We start from the raw sequence: 22,601 nt of genomic DNA, 5'->3' as shown, positions 1-22,601 counted from the left end.
GGCGGGCGGTGGTGCTCAGGCGCCGGCGGCGGCCTTCAGCAGCTCGGCGCGGTCGGTGCGCTCCCAGGTGAAGTCCGGCAGCTCGCGGCCGAAGTGGCCGTAGGCGGCGGTCTGGGCGTAGATCGGGCGCAGCAGGTCCAGGTCGCGGATGATCGCGGCCGGGCGGAGGTCGAAGACCTCGGCGATCGCGTCCTCGATCTTCGCGATGTCGGTCTTCTCGGTGCCGAAGGTCTCGACGAAGAGACCGACGGGCTCGGCCTTGCCGATGGCGTACGCGACCTGGACCTCGCAGCGCGAGGCCAGGCCGGCGGCGACGACGTTCTTGGCGACCCAGCGCATGGCGTAGGCGGCGGAACGGTCCACCTTCGACGGGTCCTTGCCGGAGAAGGCGCCGCCGCCGTGGCGGGCCATGCCGCCGTACGTGTCGATGATGATCTTGCGGCCGGTGAGGCCGGCGTCGCCCATCGGGCCGCCGATCTCGAAACGGCCGGTCGGGTTCACCAGCAGGCGGTAGCCCTCGGTGTCGAGCTTGATGCCGTCCTCCGCCAGCTGGGCGAGGACGTACTCGACCACGTGCTCCTTGACGTCCGGGGCCAGCAGCGCCTCCAGGTCGATGTCGGAGGCGTGCTGCGAGGAGACGACGACCGTGTCGAGGCGGACGGCCTTGGCGCCGTCGTACTCGATGGTGACCTGGGTCTTGCCGTCGGGGCGCAGGTACGGGAGCGTGCCGTTCTTGCGGACCTCGGACAGCCGGCGCGAGAGCCGGTGCGCCAGGTGGATGGGGAGCGGCATCAGCTCGGGGGTCTCGTCGGTGGCGTAGCCGAACATCAGGCCCTGGTCGCCGGCGCCCTGCTTGTCGAGCTCGTCCTCATCGCCTTCGACGCGGTTCTCGTAGGCGGTGTCGACGCCCTGCGCGATGTCCGGGGACTGCGCGCCGATGGAGACGGAGACGCCGCAGGAGGCGCCGTCGAAGCCCTTGACGGAGGAGTCGTAGCCGATCTCCAGGATCTTCTCGCGCACGAGCTGGGCTATCGGCGCGTACGCCTGCGTCGTCACCTCGCCCGCGATGTGTACGAGACCGGTGGTGATCAGCGTCTCGACGGCGACGCGCGAGGCGGGGTCCTGGGCGAGCAGGGCGTCGAGGATCGTGTCGCTGATCTGGTCGGCGATCTTGTCGGGGTGTCCCTCGGTCACGGACTCCGAGGTGAACAGACGACGGGACATGTCACTCCTGGTGGTGTGGGACGGGGCGTCGTGGTCGGGCAGGGAACGGGTCGGCGGGCGGGTCAGGGGCGGGCGGTGGCGGCGGCCGCCGCCGCGGCCGTCTCCAGGGTCCGGGCGAGGGCCCGGACCGGGTCGGGGCCGTCTTCGCCCGCGGTGGTGAGGGTGCCGCCGATCGCGACGAGGGGCGGGTGCCAGCCGTGCGAGGCGATGCGTTCGGCGACCTCGCAGGCGAGGGAGCCCGCGCCGGAGAACCCGCCCAGCAGCAGCGGTTCGCCGCGGGCGAGGGCCGGCCGCAGCGCGGCCAGGACGGTCCGCGCGTCGGCGGGCGGCCGTACGGTGGTCAGCGCCTGCGGGCCGGGGTAGGCCTCGGCGAGCGCGTCGTAACAGCCGGGCGGCGCGTCGGGTGGCGGTACCAGGCAGATCGTGCCGGCGCCGGTGCGGGCCGCCGCGCGCAGGATGCGCAGCGTGCGGGCGGCCGCCTTCGACGGGCTGGTGACGCGCGGCACCGGGCTGTCGTCGAGCAGCGCGAGGGCCTCGGCGACGGTGGTGGACTCGCCGCCGGCGTCGGGCAGTTCGCGCAGCAGCAGGGTGGTCTGGGCGAGGGTCTCGGCGGCGTCGGAGTCGGCGATGCGCGCCCTGTCGTACACGGAGGTGAGGACGAGCCCGCCCTCGGCGTCGTGGTGGGCCGTGACGGCGTACGGCAGCGCGGTGTGCGCGCCGATGGACTCGGCGGCGCCGACCCGTACGCCTTCGGCGGCGAGTTCGGCGTGGACGGGATCGCCGGCGTGCCCGGCGGGCGCCTTCGCCTCGAAGGCGATGAGCGACTCGGGAACCGGGCGGGACCACTGGGCGGCCTGGCCCGGGGAGACCCATTCGTAGGAGGCGGCGTCCAGGACCTGGCCCGCCAGCGTGGTCAGCAGGCTGGTCAGCGGGGCGGCCGGGTCGATGCGGACGTGCAGGGGCAGGGCGCTGCGCAGCGGGCCGGGCAGGCGGTCGGCGCCCGCGAGGGGGATGCCGCGGCCCGAGACCGCCGCCGCGAAGGTGACGGCGGCCGCGCCGGGGGTGGCGCGGTGGAGCTGGAGGGCCCAGACCGCGTGCAGGGCCGTGCTCTCGGTCGCGCCGCGCACCGCCGCCCAGTTCCGCAGGCGCAGCGCCTCGTACGGGGTGAGCCGCTGCCGGGTGCGGCCGTGGCCGCGCTGCCGCGGGCCGCTCCCCGACGGCCGCTCCGGTACGCCCGGCAGGCTCGCCGTGGCCGGCACGGCCGCCGTACCCGGCCGGCCCGGAAGGCTCGGCAGGCCGGGGATGCCCCGCAGGCCCGGCAGGCCCGCCGGAACCCCGGCGCGCGCCCCGGCGCGGGCCCAGAACGCCCTGGCCGGGGCCAGGTCCTGCCGGGCCAGCCAGCGCATGTGGTCGCGGATGTCGGGCCGGCGCTCACTGCCGACCGGCCGCCCGTCGGCGAGGTACGCCCGGTACAGCGTGCGCTGGAGGACCCGTGCGCTCCAGCCGTCGAGCAGGGCCTGATGGTAGGTCAGCAGTACGCGGAACACCTGGTCCGGCTCCTCCAGCAGCGCGATCCGCAGCGCCGTGCCGGGCCGGTACAGGTCGAACTCCCGCATCCGCTCGCTCAGCAGCAGCGCGTGCCAGTCGGCGCTGCCCCGCGCGTGCCGTTCCAGTTGCGGTGCGGCCTGCGGGTGTACGGCGACCAGCGGCCCCGAGCCGGGGGCGGCGGGCCGGGCCAGCGCGGTGCGCAGGACCGCCTCGCTGTCGTACAGGGTCTGCCACGCGGCCGCGAACCGCCGCGTCTCCAGCGGTCCGTGCCAGCGCCAGTGGAGCTGTTCCACGTGGAGGCCGGCGCCGGGGTGGGTCATCGCGTCGAGCAGTACGTCACGTTGCAGGGGGGTGATGGGAAGAGGGCCCTCCGGTTCCAGGTCGAGGCGTCCGGTGCGCCCGGAGGACCGTCCGGAATCCCCCGGGCGCCCGGCACGTGCGGCGCGTGCGGCACCGCCCGGCTCCCGGGCGGCGTACGTCTCCTCCTCCCCCGCCGCCGCGACCCCGGTCAGCAGGTCGGACAGCCGTCCCGCGGGGAACGGCGGCGGGGGCAGGGTGAGCGTGTGGTGGTCGGCGGTGTGCCGGTGCAGCGTCGGCGTACACGGCGGCAGCACCGCGAGGGCGGAACTGAGTGCGGCGGGGGTGAGCCGGCCGTGGAGATCGAGGGAGGTCGGAGGGCCGGGTGTGAGGACCACGGTCATGGCCACGGTGGCGGCGGCCATCGGCTTCCCTCCTCTTCCCTTTCGGCTTCGGACACATGTGGGGTCTCGTGGGGGACACGGCCGGACATGGTCTGTTGTCGAGGATTCTTCCGCCCGCTCCTCGGCCCGTCCTTGAGCGCGCGTCGAGCGGAGGGCACCCCTGTCGGATCGCCCCTAGCGGATCCGGAAGTTGGCCATCATCCCCATCGCCGAGTGGTCCAGGAGGTGGCAGTGGTAGACGTACGTCCCCTTGTACGTGTCGAAGGTGGCGTGCAGTTTCACCGTCTCGCCGGGGAAGAGGCGGACCGTGTCCTTCAGCCCGGCCTCGGCGGGCGCCACCGGGGCGCCGTTGCGCTCCAGCACCCGGAACTGGACCAGGTGCATGTGGAAGTTGTGCGGAACGATCTTGTTGGCGTTGGTGACGGTCCAGATCTCCGAAGAGCCGTACGCGATGGTCTGGTCGATCCGCTGCGCGTCCCACTCCCGGCCGTCCATGAGCCCCCGCGGCTCCTGCCGGCCGTCCTCGTCCATGCTGAGGACGATGTTGCGCTGCACGGTCGCCGCCGGCATGGCCGGCAGCGTGCGCAGCACGTCCGGGACCCGGCTCGGGTCGGAGGCCGTCCGTACGACGTCGAAGCGCAGGACCTTGCCCACCTGCTCCGGCGTCCCCGGGCCCAGGGTGTTCTCCAGGACGATCTTCGTACCGACGGGGTAGCGGGAGAAGTCGATGACCACGTCCGCCCGCTCCGCCGGGGACAGGCCGACGGTGTCCGTCGTGAAGGGGCGCTCCAGCAGCCCGCCGTCCGTGCCGATCTGGATCATCTGGCCGCCGTCCGACAGGCGCAGCTGGAAGAAGCGCATGTTGGAGGAGTTGAGCAGCCGGAAGCGGTACTTGCGGGCGGCCACCTCGAAGTACGGGGTCGGGCGGCCGTTGGCGAGGATCGTGGTCCGGCCGAAGACGTCGTCCATGACGTAGACCAGCTGCCCGGCATCGTCGAAGCGGGCGTCGCGCAGCGCGATCGGGACCTCGTACTGGCCGGCCGGCAGCGGCAGCGAACGCTCGTTGTCGTCCGAGAGCAGGTAGCTCGCGGACAGGCCGCGGAAGACGTGCTCCGACTCCATGTGGTGCGCGTGGTCGTGGAACCACAGCGCGGCGCCCGGCTGCTGGTTCGGGTAGCTGTACGTACGGGAGGTGCCCGGCCCGAAGGTGTCCATCGGGCCGCCGTCGTTCTCCGGGGTGACGCTGCCGCCGTGCAGGTGGACCGAGACCGGCATGGTCAGGGTGTTGCGGTGCCGGATCACCACCTTCCGGCCGCTGCGGGCCCGCAGCACCGGCCCCGGGAAGTGGCCGTCGTAGGTGAGGACCTTCGTCTGCACCCCGGGGATGATCTCCCGCGCCACCTCCTTGATGGTGACGGCGTACGTGTCCTGCCCGCCCAGGGTGGATATCGGCGAGAGCACCGGCAGCGTCGGCATCTTCACAGTGAAGGGCGGCGGGACGGTGACCCCCGTCGCCCCCGCGTCGGCGGCGGTGGCCTGTGCGGACCCGGCGGCGAACAGCGGTGTCAGACCGCCGGCGGTGATCAGGCCGGCGCCGGTCGCGGCGATGGCGCCGCCGAGCACGGTGCGTCTGGTGACCATGGGATGTCCTCCTGGGAAGGGTGGGTGCGAGCGGTCCGCCCGGGACGGGGCAGCCGATCGCGCTGCGGGCAGCGGGCGGCCGGCGAGTGGCACTCCTCGCACAGGTGGCGCGCCGCGAGTGCACCAGACCCGGCTTGCGCATCACTCGAGGCCGGATGGTGTGCGGGCGTTCGGCGTTGCGCGGGCCTTGCGGGGGCTGGGCAACGCTCCTCGTGCGTACGTACGACCGCGTACGCGTGATGCGTGCCGCCGATCGGGCGGCCGGGGGAGGCACCCGTGGACCTGCACGACCTGCACGACTTACGCGACTGGCTGCCACGCGCGCTCGGGGTGGCCGAGCGGTGGGGCGGGCAGTTCGGCCCCTACGAGACCCACGACGCGCACCGGGTCGACCCCGGCGCGTTCACCGAGGCCTTCGACCGCCTCGCCAAGCGGATGGACCACAACTATCCGTTCTTCCACCCGCGTTACGCCGGACAAATGGTCAAGCCGCCGCATCCGGCGGCCGTCACCGGCTACCTCACCGCCATGCTGTTCAACCCCAACAACCACGCCGCCGAGGGCGGACCCGCGACCACCGAGATGGAACGCGAGGCGGTCGCCGAGCTGGCCGCCATGTTCGGCCTCGACGCGCACGTCGGGCACCTCACCACCAGCGGCACGATGGCCAACCTGGAGGCCCTGTACGTCGCCCGGCAGCTGCACCCCGACCGCGGGATCGCGTACAGCTCCGAGTGCCACTACACCCACGAGCGGATGTGCCACGTCCTGGGCATGGAGGGCCACCGCATCCCGGCCGACGGGCACGGCCGCATCGACCTCGGCGCGCTGGAGGCCGCGCTGCGCGGCGGGCGGATCGGCACCGTCGTCGTCACCACCGGCACCACCGGGCTGGGCGCGGTCGACCCCGTGCACGAGGTGCTGCCGCTGGCGCGCCGGTACGGGGCGCGGGTGCACGTCGACGCCGCGTACGGCGGCTTCTACGCGATCCTCGGCCGGGCCGGCACCGGCGACGTCGACCCGGAGCCCTGGCGGGCGATCGCCGGGTGCGACTCGGTGGTCGTGGACCCGCACAAGCAGGGGCTGCAGCCCTACGGCTGCGGGGCGGTGCTCTTCCCCGACCCGCGCGCCGGGCGGCACTTCGCGCACGACTCCCCGTACACCTACTTCACCGACGCGGACCTGCACCTGGGCGAGATCAGCCTGGAGTGCTCGCGGGCGGGCGCGGCCGCCGCGGCCCTGTGGCTGACCCTGCAACTGCTGCCGCTCACCCCGGACGGCTTCGGGCGGATCCTCGCCGCGAACCGGCGGGCCGCGCTGCGGTGGGCGGACCTGCTGACGGAGTCCGACGACCTGGAGCTGTACCAGCGCCCGGACCTGGACATCGTGACGTACTTCCCCACGACCGCCGACTCAGCCCTGTCCTCGATCGACGCGGCGTCGGAGCGGCTGCTGCGCGACGGCATGACGGCGGAGGCGGACCCGGTGTTCCTGAGCGTGCTGCGCGCGGACGCCGACGCGTTCGTACGGCGCCACCCGGGCGCGGTACGGGACGCGGAGGCGGCGCGGGTCATCCGCAGCGTGCTGATCAAGCCGGAGTTCGAGCACTACCTGCCGACGCTGCACGGGCGCGTCGCGGAACTCGCCGCGCGCGGCCGCACGGCGTCCTGACCCCACCGTCCGATCCAACCGGAGGCCTGCCTTGCCAACCTCACCCACCCCTGTAGCCGAGCTGTCCGCCCTCCTGGCCACCTGCTTCCAGGAGGACGCGCTGACCCGCTGGATGATCCCCGACGAGAAGCTCCGAGCGGAGCTGCTGCCCGGGTTCTTCCGGGTCTTCGTGGAACTGTCCGCCGCCCACGACGGGGTGCTCGCCACCCCGGACGGCGACGCCGTACTGCTCTTCCTGCCGCCCGGCGCCGAACCGGACGAGGCTGCCCTGGACGCGGCCTTCGCCGCGGCGCTGGGCGAGCACGCGGACGCCATGCGCACCATCGCCGCCCTCCAGGAGGAACGCCATCCGCACGGCCCGCCGCACTACTACGTGTCGTTCGGCGCGGTCCGCCCCGGCCGGCAGCAGGGCGGCCTGATCTCCGCGCTCCTCGGCGACCTGCTGGCCCGCGCCGACGCCGAGGGAGCCGGCATGTACGCGGAGGCCAGCTCCCCGGGCGGCGAGGCCGCCAGCCGCCGCGCCGGCTTCGAGCTCCTGGGCGGGGACATCGTCCTGCCCGGGGGCGGGCCGACACTGCGACCGATGTGGAGGGACCCCCGATGAGGGGAGACGACCTGATCCAGTCCTGGACCGCCGGCGAGATAGCCCGCGGCGAAGCCCCGGCGGAGCACCTCGGCTCCCTGCTCCAAGTCCTCCTCTGGAGCCGCGACTTCCTGGTCTCCAGCCACCCCGAACTGGGCCGCACCGGCCCGGTCTGCCCGTACACCCAGCCCTCGCTGCGCAAGGAGCTGTTCCACCTGGCGGTGCCGTCCGCCGACTGCGAGGACCTGGCCTCGGCGGTCGACTCCCTGCGCACCCGCCACGCGGCCCTGTCGGAGCCGCTCTCCCCCGAGGACCGCGAACTCCTGACCATCCTCCTGGTCCTGCCGGGCTTCGACCCGACGGACTCGGTGGAGCTGGACGAACTCCAGCGCAAGGCGAAGGACGAGTTCGTCGCGGAGGGCCTGATGATCGGCCAGTTCCACCCGGTGTGCGAGGAGCCGGGCCTCTACAACGAGGCCTTCCGCCCCCTGCGCGCCCCGCTCCCCCTCCTCGCCGTCCGCAAGCTCCTGGTCTTCGACCTCCCGTTCCTGGTGAGCGACGACTCCCACATGGACCACTACCTCCAGCGCTTCGCCCCGGCCATCCCGGCCCGCATCCGCGACCAGCTGGTGAGCCGCGTGGTCGCCGCCTGACCCCTTGCGCACACGAAGACGGCGGGTCGGGGCATACATGTGCCCGACCCGCCGTCTTCGTGATGGTGGGCGCGCTCGCGGCAACGAGGGGCGCCCGGTGATGCGTGCGGCGTACCGTCCGGACCAGGACATCAGCCGTACTGAGACGTTGAGGATCCCGGGCGGCGGGGGTGTTGCGGCAGGGGCAATTGCTCCATCGGACGAAGTCGGACGGTTCCGGACAACGAAGGCCCCTGACCAGGGCATCAATCCACGTTGTCCGGCGGCGTCCGGACGCTCTCGGACAACCGGTCCGTTGCCGAGCGAACGGCAACGCCGCCGGGCCCGTACACATCCGGAAAACCAGCGCTCCGGAACATCTGGTTCGCCCCGTGACCGTCGTGGCAGGGTGATCGTGCGGCCCGGGCGGCAACCCGTGACGCATCGTCAACATCCGTCCGGACCAAGGAACATGACATGAACAACGCGTTCTGCATCGGCCTGCCCAACGGCGGCTCCGTCACCGTCCCGGCCGTCCTCCCGGTGGGCGTCATCGTGATCGTGCTGGTCCTGCTCGGCTACGACCTGTCGGCGGCGGTCGCGGCGCTCATCGCCATGGGCGCCGCCGCCCGCGAGCTGACCCGCACCCGCTGAGGGCGCCCCCTCATGGCACGGCCCGAGAAGCCGATCGCCCCCGACGCGCCGTACGCGGCCTTCGCCCGCCGGCTGCGCGCGCTGCGCCGGGATGCCGGCAACCCCACCTACCGCGCGATGGCCGCGAGGATCGAGCACCGGTGCTCGGTGTCCACCCTCGCGGCCGCCGCGGCCGGGGACACGCTGCCCAGCCTCGACGTCACCCTCGCCTACGCCGAGGCCTGCGGGGGCGACCCGCAGCACTGGACCGAGCAGTGGTACCTCGCCAAGCACGAGGACACCCCCTGGGACACCGAGCTCTGGGCCGTCACACCGCCGCGCCCCGATCCCGCCACCGACCCGGCGGAATACGTGGCCCGCCTACGCGAGCTGCGGCTGTGGGCCGGCTCCCCCTCCCTGACCCGGCTCGCCCGACTGACCGGGGTCTCCCGCAGCTGCCTCGCGGACGCGCACAGCCCGCACCGCACGACGCTGCCGACCTGGCCGGCGGTCTCCGCCCTGGTGCGGGGCTGCCTGCGCCACGCACAGAGGACCCGCGGCTGGCTGAGTACACGCGGCATCGACGCGGCAGACCCCGCCGTGGCGGAACTGGCCTGGCTGCGCGTCTGGCAGCAGCTGCGCACCCAGGCGGAGCAGCAGCCGGTCCCCCCACCGCCCCAGCCGACACCGGACCCGGCGGCCCCGCAGCCCCCGGACCCCGCGCCACAGCCGCCGACCCCCTTCAGGGCCAACCTCCCGGACGAACGGCGCGCCCTCGCCCAGGCCCTGAACGATCTGTTCACCCTCGTGGACATCCCCATGCGCCTGTACGCGGACAGGCACCACTACTCCCCGAGCGCCGTCTCCCGGTACCTCCGCGGCGACCGCATGCCGCCCAGGCAGTTCGTCCTGGAACTGCTCGACGAGCTGATGAAGGCGGGCTACCCCATGTCGCCCCCGCGCGTCGACGAGGTGCTGGCACTCCACACCGCCGCCCTCCGTTCGTCGGACTCCCCGTACGACCGCATCGCCTACCTGGAGGAGGAACTCCGCGAGGCCAACGCCCAACTCGCCTCCCTGCGCAGCTGACCGAGGACGACACCCTGCGGGGGATCGCACCGGCGGTCCGGCTCTCACCGCCCTCGGCCCACCCCCACCGGGCCATCCCACCGCGATACCCGCTGACCGCCCGGCCCGGGCAGGAAGACGCCCAGGTACGGCCCGAACGCCCGCCCCTGCCCCGCTTCCCCTCGATGCACCGCGCAACCCCTTCCCCACCTGGACAACCCCAGCCACAGAAGGTGCGCCACGACGAAAGCCGAGTGCGATCACCGGGCGTTCGGGGCTCGCGCAACCACCCACCGGCATCAGCCACGCTGCCGGTTTTGAGGCCCACCACGGACCGCAGGCCGCCCACGGCGGATGCGAACCCAGTGGGGGCCCGGCGGGCCCCCGGGGCCCGCCGGGACCACACCCTTGCGCGCATACCCACCATGCCGAGGGCCGACCGACCGGCCCCGCTGCTACCTCGTTGCCGGTTCGAGCAACGGGGGCGGAGGCCGATCCGATGCCGCGCGTCCTCCCCTCCTAAGAGCACGACCAAGCCATACCTGGGCTGACCTCAGGAAATGGGCCGATCGGGTGTAACCCTAGGGTTACAGTCTGATGCCCTGGGGTGACAGTCTCCGGATCCCGACAGCCCGGAAGCGCCGTCACACAAATCAACTGGAAGTTGATTCCGGGTGGGGAGCGGTGCGCGGCACCGGCAAGCGCGTCATCGACGTAGACGGCGAAACCTCCCAGACAGCCCCCTTCGCCTACGGCGGCACCCACAGCAACGGCAGCCAGCCCCGTATGAACGCCATGCTTGAAGACCCAGCAACCTTCACCGATGCCGAGTGCAGGGTGATCACCTGGTACCTGTTCAACTCCCCCGGCCACGGCGAACCAGTGCGACGCACCATCACCGAGATCGCCCAGCGTGCCGCCATCCGTGACCACAACCCTCCGGACATCCCCGGAACCGAGATCAAGGCCGCGCCCATCGCCACCACGGTCGACCCTTGGAGGACCGCGTGAACACCAGCGACGCCCGCGCCGAGGTCCAGCGCGTCCTGCGCGAGACCGGTGACCTACCGCCCCTCCAGCGGCTGCTCCTGGTGCTGTACGCCGTCTCCGACACCGACGAGATCGGCACCGTGCACGCCACAGGAGCCGAGCTGGCCGCCGAGGCCTCCATGAGCCCGCAGCTCCTGTCCCGCGTACGCCGCGAACTCATCAGCGGCGGCTGGCTGGAGGAATCCGGCGAGCGCTTGGGCAACATGCGCTTCTACCGGCGGACCGACAAGACGACCGGCCGCCAGACCGTCACCCCGCTACGTCCCACCGCCTAGCAGGGCCCGCCTTCCCGCATTCACCCCTCGGTCGGCGCCAGAGCTGCAATGGCTTCCATGATCAGCGATCTGGCTTCGGCACCGTACACCGCCAGCTGCTGGAGCCCCGCGAAAGCCCTTTCGTAGAGCTCGATCTCAGAGGGCTGGGTGACCGTGACCCGGGCTGCCAGGAGTTCCACCGAGACGAGCGTGTCGTCGTACATATGGAAGGTCTCCAGCGGCCACCGAGTCCGTCCGGGGGACGCCATGGGGATGATGCCGAGGCTGACGGACGGCATGGCACCCACCGTCATGAGGTGGCCCAGTTGAGCCGCCATGGCCTCCACGTCAGTCAGCTGGTACCTGAGGGCGGTCTCCTCCACGAGCAGGACGAAACGCCGGCCTGGCTCCCGCAAGATCTCGTTGCGCTGCATGCGAGCGGCGACCGCCTCGTCGACGTCGTTGGGGATCTCGCGGAACTGACTGATCGCCGTCAGCAGCCCAGAGGCGTAGCCCTCGGTCTGAACGAAGTGCGGCAGCACCGTAGCCGAGTAGACGCGGAAATGGCGGGTGGAACGGAAGAGGGGGAGGTAGCTGTTCTGCAACTGCTTCAGACCGCTGCGGACTCGTCGTCGCCATTCCAAATAGAGCGACTCGGCGTTCTGGGACTGGGCAATGATGTCCGCTGTCTGGCCCTGGGCGCCACATGCGTCGCACCAGCGGCGGATGTCGTCTGGCGTGGGTGGGGTTTTCGCGTTCTCGATGCGCGAGCTCTTCGAGTGTGTCCAGCCACAGCGGTCGCCTAGTTCGCCTCCGCTGATCCCCGCCTCCGTGCGGAGTTCACGCAGCCGGTGCGCAACGCTGCGACGAGCGGCCTGTGCCGCGGAGGACGGGGATGCGGGCATGAGCGGGGCTCCGGCTATCTGATCACGTAGGTGTCGTGTGGGGTCGCGCGGCTCCAGACAGCCTCGAAGGCATCTGCGCACAGCTTCACCGCTGCCGGGTCCCCGCTCATCTCCCCGCCTGCGGACATCCCTTCACCGGTGAAGTGGTTCCACCGGATGAGCCGGCCGTCGACAAGCCAGAAGTCTGTTCCGGGGAGAGCGATGGCGCTGGCTTCGCGGCGAGCCAGCCAGCGCACTTCTTCGCCGGCCGCAACGTTCGTGAAGGTCATGTCGTAGAGGAAGCGCGTGTACTCGCTGACCGGCTCGGAGACGATGCGAGCCCGGCGCACGGACACGCCTCGGGAGACCGTGGACGCGACGAGGTCCAGCCAAGGCCGCCACCACGATGCCCGGTCCGCAGGATCATGGCGGTACCCGGCACGCCAGTCGGCGAATGGGCCGGTCTCGTAGTCGACGGCGTAGTGATCGCGCATCTCAAGATGCACGAGCTGGCGTTCGGCGGAGCCGAGGAGATCAGGCCAGCTGGGGACGCTCAAGGACATCGCAAGCCTCCCTGACCATGTTCACCATGCGCGCGGGGATGCGGATCACAGCCTCCCCCTGCGGGATACCGACGCCGTGCCCGGGGATTTCCGTCGCTGCGCATTCAGCCTCCAGCTCGGGGCTGGGCTTCCAGCCTTGGAGGACGAGCTCCTGGTTCTCCTCGTCAACCCAAACGGTGGGGCTTTCGCCATCGCTGCTGCTCGGGTCGATGCCCACGAAACGTAGCGCCATGATGTCCTCCGATGCTCGGGTTGTGCACGGATGAACACCACAGTCATGGAGGCTGGTTGTCTGGTCAAGGGGGCGTCATCAGGTCGGGTAAATCGAGCTCTGCTGTGAACATCGGTGCACATCCATGGCGATCGCGCACAGCCTGTCGCCACTCTCAGAAGCACCACCCGCTGAAGACGGTAGGGAGCGCCCCCGTGGCCGACCGCACGATTCACAGCTGCGCCCGCGGCGTGCTCTGCATCGACACCCCGGACGACCCGAGCCCGGGTCTGACCCCGGTGCCCGAGCCCAGCGCGGACCTTCTCGACCGTGCGAGGGTCGGCTGGGAGCGGTTCATCGGCGCCGACGAGGACCCGGCCGATGCCTGAGCAGTACGCGCATCTGCCGCACCGGCTGCTGCGCCGTCGCGTCCGCGACCTCGCGTCCGGCGCGGAGGGCGAACTGATGGCCGTGGTCCACGAGAACGTGTCGGACTCGGTCGTCTACGAACGCTGGGTGGAGCTGGCCTACATCCGCGGCATGTCAGGTCGCGAGTTCTCGACGCGCGTCGACAACATCGAGCCCGCCTGATGCCGGGGCGTTCATCGACTCCCGCCCCCACCGGGCGAACATCCTGCAGACCAAAGCGATGGGACAATCTGATGGGCAAGCACGCCGGACCCCCGCAGGACAAGCCGTGGACACCTCCCTCCCAGCCCTCCAGCCCGGACGGCAGCCGCCCGTCGCCCCAGCCCTCGACGCCCTCGGCCCCTCCGTCGCCCCCGCCGCCGGGGAAGAAGTGAACCGGGCGATCTGCCGCGAGGCCCTCGTGACCGCGGGGTTACTGCGTGAGCCCTGGCTGGCACGCGCCTTCGACACTGTCGACAGGGAAGCCTTCGTCCCACAGGCCGTATGGCTGCCTGTGCGGGACGACGAAGGCCTCTGGCAGTTCGTCGACCGCGACGAGGAGCCCGACGTGTGGCGCCGCGCGGTGTGGAACCCACACCAGTCGGTGGTCACGCAGCTGGACGACGGCGACGTCACACCGGGGCCGGGCGCGGGCGACTTCACGTCCTCCGTGTCCGCCCTCGACATCGTCATGCGGAAGCTCCAACACCTGGACCTGAAGTCGCCGTCCTGTGTACTGGAGATCGGCTACGGCTCCGGCTATCACACCGCTCTGCTGTGCGAGCGCATCGGCTCGGAGCGGGTGGTGGCCGTCGAGGTCGACGAGGAGATCGCTGGCGCGGGCGCCTCCAACCTCAAGGCCGCCGGCTACGACCCGGAGCTGATCGTCGGGGACGGCCTACAAGGCGCCCCCGGCAGGAACCCGTTCGACCGGATCATCAGCACGGCGTCCCTTCGGCGCATCCCGTACACCTGGATCGAGCAGTCCAGGCGGAGCGGGGTGATCCTGACCCCGTTCGGGACGGCGTACAGCAACGCGGGTCTCCTGCGGCTTCGCGTGGACAGCAAGGGCACGACGGCGCAGGGCTGGTTCGTCGGTGAGTCCTCGTACATGTGGATCCGTTCCGAGCGGCCGACCGTCGACCTCCACGTCCCGGAGGAGCCGACAAGCCGCGCATCACCGATCGACCCGGCGCAGGTTCTGGGAGGCGGCTATCTCCAGGACTTCGCCATCGGACTCCAGGTGCCGGACGTCTCCTACTCGCACCGTGGGGAAGGCGACGACCGACAGGTCCAGTTCGTCAACGAGGCCGGCACGTCGGCCACGATCGTCCGCTACGACGCCTGGTGGGCGCAGGAAGCGGTCCGCTCGTGGGGACCGCGCGATCTGTGGGCGGAGGTGACAGCGGCCTACACCTGGTACGAACTCCGGGGCCGTCCCCACATGACCCGCTTCGGCCTCACGGTCGACGGGGGTGGCCAGTACGCGTGGCTCGACGAACCCCGTCAGCTCGTGGGCTCCTGATCCACAGCACCGGCCGGTCCCTTCCGGCCGGGCTGCTCGCGAGAAGGCCCGGCACGCCCGACTGCCGTGGGCACCGCCCGGCCTCGGGCGAACCCGACACCGTACGGGTGACGGGCGGGCCCACTGTCGGACCGGGTACTGCCGGAGAGCTAGCGTCGTGCTCATGACCGACCCTGAGCGCGCGTTGAAGTACGCCGTCCAGCCCATGGCCGACGACCATGTCGAGGTGATCGAGGGGCGCACCGTGCGCCAGTCGCGAGCCTGGGGTGACGAAGCGTCGGCTGCCTCAGTGAGGCACGCAATTCAGGAACGGGTCGGTGAACTGGGTTGCTTCATGGGGTCGGGAGACCTCGACCTGCCCGGGTCGCAGAACTGGTACGTGCCCGACATCGCCGTCGTGCCGAAGGAGCTGGCGAAGGGCGGCGGGGCCCTGTTGCCCGATCAGACGTTGCTCATCGTCGAGGTGACCTCGGAGTCCACCGCGGAGACCGACCGGGTCGTCAAGCGCAGGCGGTACGCCGAGTACGGTGCGCCGCTGTACCTCCTCATCGACCGGGTCGAAGGGACCGTCACGCTCTTCTCCGAGCCCGGGCGGCTCGGGTACACCCGGACCGAAGGGCCGCATCCGTTCGGGACCACCGTACGGCTGCCCGAGCCGTTCGGGATCGAGCTCGACACCTCGGAGCTGTAGGGCGGCGCTCCCCGCACCGCTCCGGTGTCCGGAATCGGCCGCCCGTTCCTTTCGGCATGCGGACTCGGCTTGTGGCGCCCGGCGCCGGCGATGACGCTTCTCCCTGCCGGGTCTGCGCTGTCGGGGCCCGTGTTCGACGAGCGGCGATGTGCGGAGGCGGAGTGACCGGGACGGTGGATGCGTCGGGTGTGGAGGCGGTGGTGCGGGAGGACGCCGCGCTGCTGGAGGAGGACCTGGCCCGGTTCCTCGGTTCGCCGGCCGTCGCACCGGGGCGGGCGCACCCGGGTGCGCGGGCATCCGTGTACGAGGACGCGCTGCGGCGGTCCCTGTACCGGCCGGTCGCGGACGCCCTCGGCTCCAAGGCGGGGCAGGAGGCCCTGCCGCCCGCGGGCGGCAGGGCCCCGCTGCGCCCTTCGATGGTGTTCTGGGCCTACCGGAACTACCGGGGTTTCCCCGATGAGATCGGGCCCGGGGATTCCCCGGAGGAATGGGCGGCGGTGCGGCGGGCCGCCGTGGCGGTGCGGATCCTGTTGAAGGCCGCCGTCGCGATCGACGACATCCAGGACGGCAGCGGCATCCGCTACGGCGAGGCCGCGCTCCACGTCACCCACGGCGTACCGCTCGCCCTCAACGCCGGCTCCTGGCTGATCACCGCCGCGCTGCTGCACGCGGCCGATCCGGCCGTCGTGGAGAGCCTCGTGCGGGCGGTCGGCCACGGCCTGACCGGCCAGGCCGTCGACATGTCGACTCGCTCGTCGGTCACCCGCGCCGAGCTGGCGGCCGCGCCCCACGCCGCGCGCGTCGAGTTCTGGGAGTCGATGGCCTCCCTCAAGACCGGGACGCTGTTCCGGATGCCGCTCGACGCGGCGGTGGCGGCCCTGGACGTCGTCGAGGACGAACGGCGCGCGCTGGACGACGCCATGCGCGGGCTCGGGCTGGCGAGCCAGCTGTTCAACGACCTGACCGACCTCGTGCCCGACTTCGGCGGCGCCAACGCCCACGAGGACTTCGACGGCTTGGGAAACCGGGTGTTCCTCGAACTCCTCGACGACGGCTCCGCACCCCCTGACCCGTCCGGCAAGGAGCTGAAGTCCTTCGTCCTCGGCCACCCGAAGCTGGAGGAGACGCTCCTGCGGCTCGCGGCAGAGGCGGTCGAGCTGAAGCGCGCGGCCAAGGACACCGTGCAGGGCGTGTGCCGCTCCGCGCGCAGCGCGGCGTACTTCGACGTGACGATCGAGCGCAAGGGTCACCTCATCGACCGGCTGTACCGGACGGTCCGGCAGCGGAGCGGCGGCTAGGCGCGCGCGCCCAGGAGGCAGTCCTCCAGGAAGGTCAGGACCCGCAGGTGGTAGGCGGCCGCGGTGTGGCCCAGGCTGATGTTGTGGCCCGAGGCGGGGAGGTGGTCGAGCGCCACCGACGGGGCGGCCGTCAGGCGGGCGGTCATCGCCGCCAGGGTGCGGGCGTCCAGGTCCCACCAGGCCTCGTACTCCGCGAACGTGAGGCGGACCGGGACGCGGACGCGCGGGGCCAGTTCCGCGTACTGGCCGGGCCAGCGCAGGGTTTCCGCCGACTCGCGCGGCGGGGTCGGGGACAGCAGGGTGCGGCTCGCCTGGAAGGTGCCGCGCGGGTAGAGGTTCAGCGGGCCCCAGTTGAGCTTGGTGGCGCCGCCGCCCAGCGTCGAGGGGAAGTGCAGGGCCTCCGGGTTGTACCGGTAGCCGACCCCGGAGGCGTCCAGGCCCAGCAGCGGGACGCCGCCGTCCGTGGCCGCCGTGTGGAGGGCGACCTTGCCGCCGTCGGAGTGGCCCAGCAGGAAGACGCCCGCGCCGATGTCGTGCTCGGCGGCGTGCTCCTTCAGGGCCGCGTGGAGGGTTTCCGCCTGGCCGGCCAGGGTCTGGCCTTCGGGCAGCAGGTCCGCCGAGGCCCCGTATCCCGGCCGGTCGACGGCCAGGACCGCGTGGCCCAGGCTCGTGGCCAGGGGGACGAAGGAGTTCCAGTACGCCGCCCGCATGCCCCGGCCGTGGATCGCCAGGATCGTGGAGCGGGGCGGCTGCCCGCCCTCCGGCAGGGCCAGGAGCGCCGAGAGCGGGATCCCGGCCGCGTTCAGCCGGTACGGGCGCACCCCGCCCGGCAGCGCCGTCACCTGCGCGGCCACCTGGGCGGTGACTTGGGCCGCCAGCTGCGTCGTCAGCGTCGTCATCGGACCGCCAGCCCCTTCCGCGCGCCGTCCATCGCGTCCACCCACACCGCCGGCGAGCCGGTCCGCAGCAGCGAGGTGCCGACCAGCAGGCCCCCGAAGCCGGCGTCCAGCAGTTCGGCGGCGGTCTCCGGGCCGTCGATGCCGCTCGCGCTCACCGGGCAGGCGGCGCCGGCCGCGCGGACCGCCGGCAGCAGGTCCAGGGAGCGGCCCAGGTCTCCGGCGCCGCGCTCCCGCGTCTTGATGTCCTTGTTGTTGACCGCGATCACGCACTCCTCGGGGAGGTGGACCGATTCCAGCTCGGCCTCGTTCGTGATCTCGACGAAGGGGGTGAGCCCGGTCAGCAGGCACTCCGTCACCAGCGTCCGCATGCTCGACGCGGGCAGCAGCGCCGCCGTCAGCAGCACCGCCGACGCCCCGAGCTCCTTCGCCGTGCGGATCTGGTCCTTCCTGGTGATGAAGTCCTTCTGGAGGAGCGGCAGGTCGGTCAGCGCCGCCACGTCCCGCAGCAGCGCCGGCGAGCCGCCGAACCAGCGGCCCGTCACCACGGAGATGCAGGGGGCGCCCGCCGTCTCGTACGCCCCCACGATCGCGGCGGGGGTCCGGCCGCCGACCAGGTCGTAGCCGTGGGCGTCCCGCCGCTTCACCTCCATCACCACGGGGGTCCGGGAGGCCAGGAGGGCCTCGAGAAAAGGGAAGCCGGTCCGGTTCTGCTTCGTCATCGCGACAGCTCCAGCTGGGGGTGGTCGGGGATACGAGCCGTACGGGCGCCCGTGCGCCAGGCGCGGGCCAGGGCGGCGATCTGCGGGACGCCGAAGCCGCCGGTCGCCCCGTCGCGCGCCGCGGTGTCCACGTCGATGCCGCGGAAGCCGGGGTGGCGCACGACCTCCTCGTACGCCGGCCGGTTGCCCGGGGTCAGGCCCCCGGCCAGCAGGAACGGGCGGGTCAGCCGCGGCAGCAGGGCCGTGACGCGCTCCGGGTCGAGGGTCCGGCCGGTGCTGCCGATCCGGCCGTCCCCGGTGGCGGTGTCGAGGAGGAAGAGGTCGGTGCCGGCCCGGTCGTACGCGCCGATCAGCGGCCGTTCCACACAGCCCCCGCCCTCCTCGACGTGCAGCACCTTGACGATGCCGACCTCCGCCGGGAGCGCCTCGCGCAGCGCCCGTACGACGGCCGGCGGCTGGTAGGCGTGCAGCTGGACCCAGCCGGCCCCGGTGCGCCGCACGATCGCGGCCAGTTCACCGGCGTCGGCCAGGAACGTCACCAGGACCGGCAGGAGGCCGGCCGAACGGGCCGCCGCCGCGAGGGCGGCGAGCCCGTCCTGGTCCAGCTCCGACGGGCCGCCGGGTACGCCGTGCCACAGGCCGACGCAGTCCGCCCCGGCGGCCGCCGCCGCCTCGATGTCCTGCGGGGCGGTGGCCCCGCAGACCTTCAGCAGCGTCCGGGACAACGGGCGGGTGGTGGTGCTCACTTGCCCAGCCCCAGCGTGGAGGCGATGCGGTTGTACTGGATCTCGTTCGAACCGGAGTAGATCGTGCCGCCGACGGCGTTGCGCACTTCCTGCTCCAGGCCGAACTCCGCCATGTAGCCGTGGCCGCCGAAGATCTGCACGGCGGACAGGCTGCTCGCCAGGTTGGCCTCACTGGTGGCGAGCTTGGCGATGGCGAGGTCCTGGGTGACGTTCTCGCCGGCCTGCAGCTTCTCGCCCGTGTCGTAGAGCCACTTGCGGGCGGTCTCCAGCTGGATCTTCATGTCGACGATCTTGTTGGCGATCGTCTGGTACGAACCGATCGCCTTTCCGAACGACTTGCGCGTCTTCGCGTATTCGACACAACGGTCCAGCCGGTGCTGCATCTCGCCCACGTTGACGATGAAGGAGAAGAGGATCTCCCGCTTCATCACGTGGTCCATGACGAGGAACCCGCCTCCGACCCGGCCGAGCACCGCGCTCCTGGGCACCCGTACGTCGTCGAAGAACAGCTCGCTGATCGGCGAGGTCCGCAGACCCATCTTCTTGATGGGCTTGCCGGCCGTGATGCCGGGGGTCCTGCGGTCCACCAGGAACGCCGTCGTCCCGAGCGGGCCGCCGTCCGGGTGGGTCCGGGCGTAGACCACGATCACGTCGGCGACCGGTCCGTTGCTGACGAAGACCTTGCTGCCGTTGATGACGAAGTCGTCCCCGTCACGCACGGCCCTGGTGGTCATCGCCATGGCGTCCGAGCCGCCCTCGGCCTCGGTGATGGCGTGGGCGCCGATCGCCTCGCCCGAGCAGATCAGGGGCAGCCAGCGCTCCTTCTGCTCGACGGTGCCGAACTGCTGGAGCGGTATTCCGGTGGAGCAGATGGACGTGGTGACCGAGAAGCTGAGGCCCGAGTCCCGGTTGTACTCGCCGAGGCCTTCCAGCACGTACATGGTGCTGAGGATCGACTGCCCGAGGCCTCCGTGGTCCTCGTCGAAGGGCAGTGAGAGGATCCCGGTCTTCTGGACGAGCTTCCACTTGTCCTCCGAGAAGGCGGACTGCTCGTCGAGCTCGATGTGGTCTGCGCTGAGTGCGTCTCCCCACCTCTCCAGGCCTTCGCGCAGATCTGCCTGGTCGGCGTTCCAACGGATCACGGCGGACCCCTTTTGATTCGGTGATGGTGCGGGTGAGTGGTGCGGCGCGTGCCGCCTCAGTAGGCGGAGGAGCTGTGGGCGTCGAGGCTGTGGACCTCGTCGCCGCGCAGCGCGGGCGAGAAGACGCAGACCAGGCGCAGGTCCTCGTGCGGGCTGGCGACGAGGTAGTGGGCGTCGTGCTGGTCCAGGGCGTACATCCGGCCGGGGACTATCTCGTGCGAGGTGCCGTCGAGCTCGATGACCTCGCCGGAGCCCTCGATGCAGTAGCAGGCCTCGAGGTGGTTGACGTACTCCAGGCGGGACTTGGTGCCGGCCAGCACGGTGGTGTCGGTGAGCGAGTAGCCCAGGCCGTCCTCGGCGAGGAGGAAGCGGCGGCTGAGGCCGTTGCCCCACTCGACGGTCTTCACGGACTCGATGTCGCGAACGATCATGGCAATCTCCCGGTGTGAGGGTGGTGCTCGGATGTTTCGGATGAGGGGTGGAGCTCTCTTCCCCGCCGGTCAGGCGGTTCGGTGCGGTGGTGCGTCGTGCGGTGGTGCGGACCGCGGTGGTGCGGTGGGCAGGACCGAGCGGACGAACCCGCGGAAGGCCTCGGTCACATCGGTGCCGGCCTCCTGCGCCCGCTCGATGGCGGCGACGGCGGCGGAGCCGATGATCGCGGCGTCGGCGCCGGCGGCCCCGACGGCCTCCACGTCCTGCCGTGTGCTGACCCCGAATCCGACGGCGATCGGGGACGTCGTGTGCGCCCGGAGTCCGGCGACCGTCTGCGCCAGCGCGGCATGGCCGGCGGCGGGTGCGGTCCCGCTGCGTCCGTAGTGGGCGACGAGGTAGAGGTAGGCGGAGGCCTGTGCGGCCGCCTGGGCCTGCGTCTCGGACGGGCTCTTGGTGTAGCAGGTGGTGACGACCGGCAGTCCGGCCGCCGCGGCCGACGCCAGGTGCGTCTCGCGCAGCCGCGGGGGGAGCGCGTGGACGAGGAGTCCGTCCGCGCCCGCCCCGGCGATCTCGCGGGTGACGGCAGCCAGGTCCCGGTGCTTGAGGGAGTGGCTCCAGTCGGCGAGCAGGGCGATCCGCAGGTGCGCCAGCTTCGGCCGTACGTCCGCGATGAACTCGAGTACGTCGACGAGGCCGACGCCGCGGTCCAGTGCCCGGCGGGCCGAGCGGCGGATGACCGGGCCGTCGGTGACCGAGTCGGGGAACGGGACGGCCAGTTCGAGGCAGTCCACGCCCTCCTCGTCGAGCATCAGGACCAGGTCGCGCAGGACGGGGAGCGGGGGGTCCCCGGCGTTGAGGAACAGCGCCAGGCCGGGTGCTCCGCCGGGCCGCCGGGCCGGGAAGAAGGGGGCGGGGGCGGCCGCCGGGGTCGAGGCCGTGGCGGTCCCCGCCCGTTTGGCGGCCGGCGGCGTGTCCGGGGTGTGCAGCGTCAGCGCCGCGGGCCTAGGCACCGGCCACCGCCAGGGTGCGCGGGGCGCGGGCCGGGGCCGGGGCGGCCGCCAGGCGCTGCGCCAGGTCGCGGGCGGCGCCGGAGCGGACCGCCTCCTCGGCGACGGAGACCGCCGAGAGCCAGTCCCGGCGGGTGCCGGAGGCCACCACCAGGGCGGCCGCGCCCAGGCAGACCGTGCGGGTGGCCACCCGGCCCGCCGTGCCGGACAGGACGGAGAGGAAGTGCTCCACCGCCCCGGCCGGGTCGGCGGCCGGCCGCAGGTCCCCGAAGGAGCCGTCGCCCGGGGTGAGTTCGCCCGGCCGGATGATCCGGGTCTGCGCCCGCTCCCCGTGGACGGTGTTGGTCGCGAAGGGCAGCAGCTCGTCCGCGCCGGTGTCGTTCGAGGTCAGCCAGATCCGGCGGGTGGTGGTGCTCGCGGCGAGCTGCCGCAGCGTGTCGAGCGGCGCGGCCGCCGAGACCCCGGTGACCTGGGCGGTCACCGGCAGGTGGGCGAGGAAGGGGCCCAGCGCGTTCAGGAAGCGGCCGAACGGCTTCATGCTGTACGGGGCCACGGTCCGCGCCAGCCGGGTCAGCTGCGCCGGGTAGACGAACGGCCCGGCGAAGGCGATCCCGTACTCGGCGAGGGTGTCCTCGGTCTGTGCGTAGGAGGAGGTGAGACGGACACCGAGCCGTTCCAGCAGGTCGACGGAGCCGAGCGAGCTGGTGTAGGCGCGGGAGCCCGTTTTGACGACCTTGACCCCGGCCGCCGCGGCGACGAACGCCGCGGCGGTGGAGATGTTGAAGGTCCTGGGCCCGCCGCCGGTGCCGACGACGTTCACGGTGCCCTCCCAGGAGGTGGTCACCGCCGCCGCCGGCCGGCGCTCGGCGAGCGAGTCCAGCAGGTGGCGCAGGGTCTCGTGGTCCGGCAGCCGGCTGGTCAGGGAGGCCAGCAGGGCGACGACCTCGGCCTTGTCCAGGCCGCCGTCGCCGAGCTGGTCCCACCAGGACCGCCAGGTCTCGCGGCCGACCGGGGCCTGCTGCGCCAGCAGGCCGGTGAGTGCGTCATGCACGGCTGGTCTCCGTCTCGTCT

The 22,601-nt window shown here is 72.2% G+C and carries 25 protein-coding genes; 12 read left to right on the top strand and 13 right to left on the bottom strand.

Annotation, left to right across the window (positions count from 1 at the left end):
• Positions 1-15: 15 nt before the first annotated feature.
• The 3 genes from metK to ACFTXQ_RS23400 all read right to left on the bottom strand — a co-directional run bounded on the left by metK (position 16) and on the right by ACFTXQ_RS23400 (position 5,114).
• The gene (gene metK / locus ACFTXQ_RS23410) at positions 16-1,224 is read right to left on the bottom strand and encodes a methionine adenosyltransferase (protein ID WP_382643755.1); all 1,209 of its coding nucleotides are present in this window, start codon (positions 1,222-1,224) and stop codon (positions 16-18) included.
• A gap of 62 nt (positions 1,225-1,286) precedes the next feature.
• Positions 1,287-3,494 carry a condensation domain-containing protein gene (locus tag ACFTXQ_RS23405; protein WP_382643753.1) on the bottom strand — a complete coding sequence of 736 codons (2,208 nt, stop codon included), beginning with the start codon at positions 3,492-3,494 and terminating at the stop codon, positions 1,287-1,289.
• A gap of 153 nt (positions 3,495-3,647) precedes the next feature.
• Positions 3,648-5,114 (bottom strand): multicopper oxidase family protein, encoded by a 1,467-nt coding sequence (locus tag ACFTXQ_RS23400; protein ID WP_382643751.1) that lies wholly within the window; start codon positions 5,112-5,114, stop codon positions 3,648-3,650.
• A gap of 276 nt (positions 5,115-5,390) precedes the next feature.
• Between ACFTXQ_RS23400 and ACFTXQ_RS23395 the strand changes: the two genes are divergently transcribed.
• The 7 genes from ACFTXQ_RS23395 to ACFTXQ_RS23365 all read left to right on the top strand — a co-directional run bounded on the left by ACFTXQ_RS23395 (position 5,391) and on the right by ACFTXQ_RS23365 (position 11,026).
• Positions 5,391-6,785, top strand: coding sequence for a pyridoxal phosphate-dependent decarboxylase family protein (locus ACFTXQ_RS23395; protein ID WP_382643749.1), 1,395 nt, complete (start codon positions 5,391-5,393; stop codon positions 6,783-6,785).
• Positions 6,786-6,816: 31 nt separating this feature from the next.
• Entirely contained in the window at positions 6,817-7,389 is a 573-nt protein-coding gene (locus ACFTXQ_RS23390; RefSeq protein ID WP_382643747.1) for a hypothetical protein, read from the top strand.
• Positions 7,386-8,021, top strand: a complete 636-nt coding sequence (locus ACFTXQ_RS23385) for a DUF6875 domain-containing protein (RefSeq protein ID WP_382643745.1) — start codon at positions 7,386-7,388, stop codon at positions 8,019-8,021. The genes ACFTXQ_RS23390 and ACFTXQ_RS23385 overlap by 4 nt, the downstream gene beginning before the upstream one ends.
• Positions 8,022-8,477: 456 nt before the next feature.
• Positions 8,478-8,654: a hypothetical protein gene (locus tag ACFTXQ_RS23380; RefSeq protein WP_382643743.1), complete on the top strand. Its 177-nt coding sequence runs from the start codon at positions 8,478-8,480 to the stop codon at positions 8,652-8,654.
• 12 nt (positions 8,655-8,666) lie between these two features.
• Entirely contained in the window at positions 8,667-9,722 is a 1,056-nt protein-coding gene (locus tag ACFTXQ_RS23375; protein WP_382643741.1) for a helix-turn-helix domain-containing protein, read from the top strand.
• Positions 9,723-10,385: 663 nt separating this feature from the next.
• A complete protein-coding gene (locus tag ACFTXQ_RS23370) occupies positions 10,386-10,712 on the top strand; it encodes a hypothetical protein (RefSeq protein ID WP_382643739.1) in 327 nt (108 codons plus the stop codon).
• Positions 10,709-11,026 carry a replication initiation protein, RepL2 gene (locus ACFTXQ_RS23365; protein WP_382643737.1) on the top strand — a complete coding sequence of 106 codons (318 nt, stop codon included), beginning with the start codon at positions 10,709-10,711 and terminating at the stop codon, positions 11,024-11,026. The genes ACFTXQ_RS23370 and ACFTXQ_RS23365 overlap by 4 nt, the downstream gene beginning before the upstream one ends.
• A 20-nt stretch (positions 11,027-11,046) precedes the next feature.
• Here the strand turns inward: ACFTXQ_RS23365 and ACFTXQ_RS23360 are convergent, their stop codons facing one another.
• Genes ACFTXQ_RS23360 through ACFTXQ_RS23350 form a run of 3 tightly spaced genes read right to left on the bottom strand, consistent with a single transcriptional unit; the run spans position 11,047 to position 12,684 of the window.
• Positions 11,047-11,910: a helix-turn-helix domain-containing protein gene (locus ACFTXQ_RS23360; RefSeq protein WP_382643735.1), complete on the bottom strand. Its 864-nt coding sequence runs from the start codon at positions 11,908-11,910 to the stop codon at positions 11,047-11,049.
• 14 nt (positions 11,911-11,924) lie between these two features.
• Positions 11,925-12,452: a DUF6879 family protein gene (locus tag ACFTXQ_RS23355; RefSeq protein WP_382643733.1), complete on the bottom strand. Its 528-nt coding sequence runs from the start codon at positions 12,450-12,452 to the stop codon at positions 11,925-11,927.
• Complete coding sequence (locus ACFTXQ_RS23350; RefSeq protein WP_382643731.1) at positions 12,424-12,684, bottom strand: hypothetical protein; 261 nt, start codon at positions 12,682-12,684, stop codon at positions 12,424-12,426. Before ACFTXQ_RS23350 ends, ACFTXQ_RS23355 begins: the two co-directional genes overlap by 29 nt.
• Positions 12,685-12,878: 194 nt before the next feature.
• Here ACFTXQ_RS23350 and ACFTXQ_RS23345 point away from each other — a divergent pair, with 194 nt between their 5' ends.
• The 5 genes from ACFTXQ_RS23345 to ACFTXQ_RS23325 all read left to right on the top strand — a co-directional run bounded on the left by ACFTXQ_RS23345 (position 12,879) and on the right by ACFTXQ_RS23325 (position 16,585).
• Positions 12,879-13,052, top strand: a complete 174-nt coding sequence (locus ACFTXQ_RS23345) for a hypothetical protein (RefSeq protein WP_382643729.1) — start codon at positions 12,879-12,881, stop codon at positions 13,050-13,052.
• Positions 13,045-13,254, top strand: coding sequence for a hypothetical protein (locus ACFTXQ_RS23340; protein ID WP_382643727.1), 210 nt, complete (start codon positions 13,045-13,047; stop codon positions 13,252-13,254). The genes ACFTXQ_RS23345 and ACFTXQ_RS23340 overlap by 8 nt, the downstream gene beginning before the upstream one ends.
• A gap of 106 nt (positions 13,255-13,360) precedes the next feature.
• Complete coding sequence (locus ACFTXQ_RS23335) at positions 13,361-14,596, top strand: protein-L-isoaspartate O-methyltransferase (RefSeq protein WP_382643725.1); 1,236 nt, start codon at positions 13,361-13,363, stop codon at positions 14,594-14,596.
• A gap of 163 nt (positions 14,597-14,759) precedes the next feature.
• A complete protein-coding gene (locus ACFTXQ_RS23330) occupies positions 14,760-15,287 on the top strand; it encodes a Uma2 family endonuclease (protein ID WP_382643723.1) in 528 nt (175 codons plus the stop codon).
• 161 nt (positions 15,288-15,448) lie between these two features.
• Positions 15,449-16,585: a polyprenyl synthetase family protein gene (locus ACFTXQ_RS23325; RefSeq protein ID WP_382643721.1), complete on the top strand. Its 1,137-nt coding sequence runs from the start codon at positions 15,449-15,451 to the stop codon at positions 16,583-16,585.
• Here ACFTXQ_RS23325 and ACFTXQ_RS23320 read toward each other — a convergent pair.
• The 7 genes from ACFTXQ_RS23320 to ACFTXQ_RS23290 form a co-directional block, all read right to left on the bottom strand.
• The gene (locus ACFTXQ_RS23320) at positions 16,582-17,484 is read right to left on the bottom strand and encodes an alpha/beta hydrolase (protein ID WP_382643719.1); all 903 of its coding nucleotides are present in this window, start codon (positions 17,482-17,484) and stop codon (positions 16,582-16,584) included. The two genes, ACFTXQ_RS23325 and ACFTXQ_RS23320, sit on opposite strands and share 4 nt — an antisense overlap.
• On the bottom strand, positions 17,481-18,203 hold the full coding sequence (locus ACFTXQ_RS23315) for an indole-3-glycerol-phosphate synthase (protein ID WP_382643717.1): 723 nt from the start codon (positions 18,201-18,203) through the stop codon (positions 17,481-17,483). Before ACFTXQ_RS23315 ends, ACFTXQ_RS23320 begins: the two co-directional genes overlap by 4 nt.
• Complete coding sequence (locus ACFTXQ_RS23310; RefSeq protein ID WP_382643715.1) at positions 18,200-18,949, bottom strand: N-(5'-phosphoribosyl)anthranilate isomerase; 750 nt, start codon at positions 18,947-18,949, stop codon at positions 18,200-18,202. Before ACFTXQ_RS23310 ends, ACFTXQ_RS23315 begins: the two co-directional genes overlap by 4 nt.
• A complete protein-coding gene (locus ACFTXQ_RS23305) occupies positions 18,946-20,091 on the bottom strand; it encodes an acyl-CoA dehydrogenase family protein (protein ID WP_382643713.1) in 1,146 nt (381 codons plus the stop codon). Before ACFTXQ_RS23305 ends, ACFTXQ_RS23310 begins: the two co-directional genes overlap by 4 nt.
• Before the next feature lie 56 nt (positions 20,092-20,147).
• Complete coding sequence (locus ACFTXQ_RS23300; protein WP_030390275.1) at positions 20,148-20,522, bottom strand: ectoine synthase; 375 nt, start codon at positions 20,520-20,522, stop codon at positions 20,148-20,150.
• A 69-nt stretch (positions 20,523-20,591) separates the two neighbouring features.
• Positions 20,592-21,533, bottom strand: coding sequence for a tryptophan synthase subunit alpha (gene trpA, locus ACFTXQ_RS23295; protein ID WP_382643711.1), 942 nt, complete (start codon positions 21,531-21,533; stop codon positions 20,592-20,594).
• The gene (locus ACFTXQ_RS23290) at positions 21,526-22,581 is read right to left on the bottom strand and encodes an anthranilate phosphoribosyltransferase (protein WP_382643709.1); all 1,056 of its coding nucleotides are present in this window, start codon (positions 22,579-22,581) and stop codon (positions 21,526-21,528) included. The genes trpA and ACFTXQ_RS23290 overlap by 8 nt, the downstream gene beginning before the upstream one ends.
• Positions 22,582-22,601 lie beyond the last annotated feature (20 nt).

The organism is Streptomyces sp. NPDC057010, from assembly GCF_042673805.1.
Classification (GTDB): Bacteria; Actinomycetota; Actinomycetes; order Streptomycetales; family Streptomycetaceae; genus Streptomyces.
The sequence above is the reverse complement of the archived record's forward strand: the minus strand, read 5'-3'. Positions and strand labels throughout refer to the sequence as shown.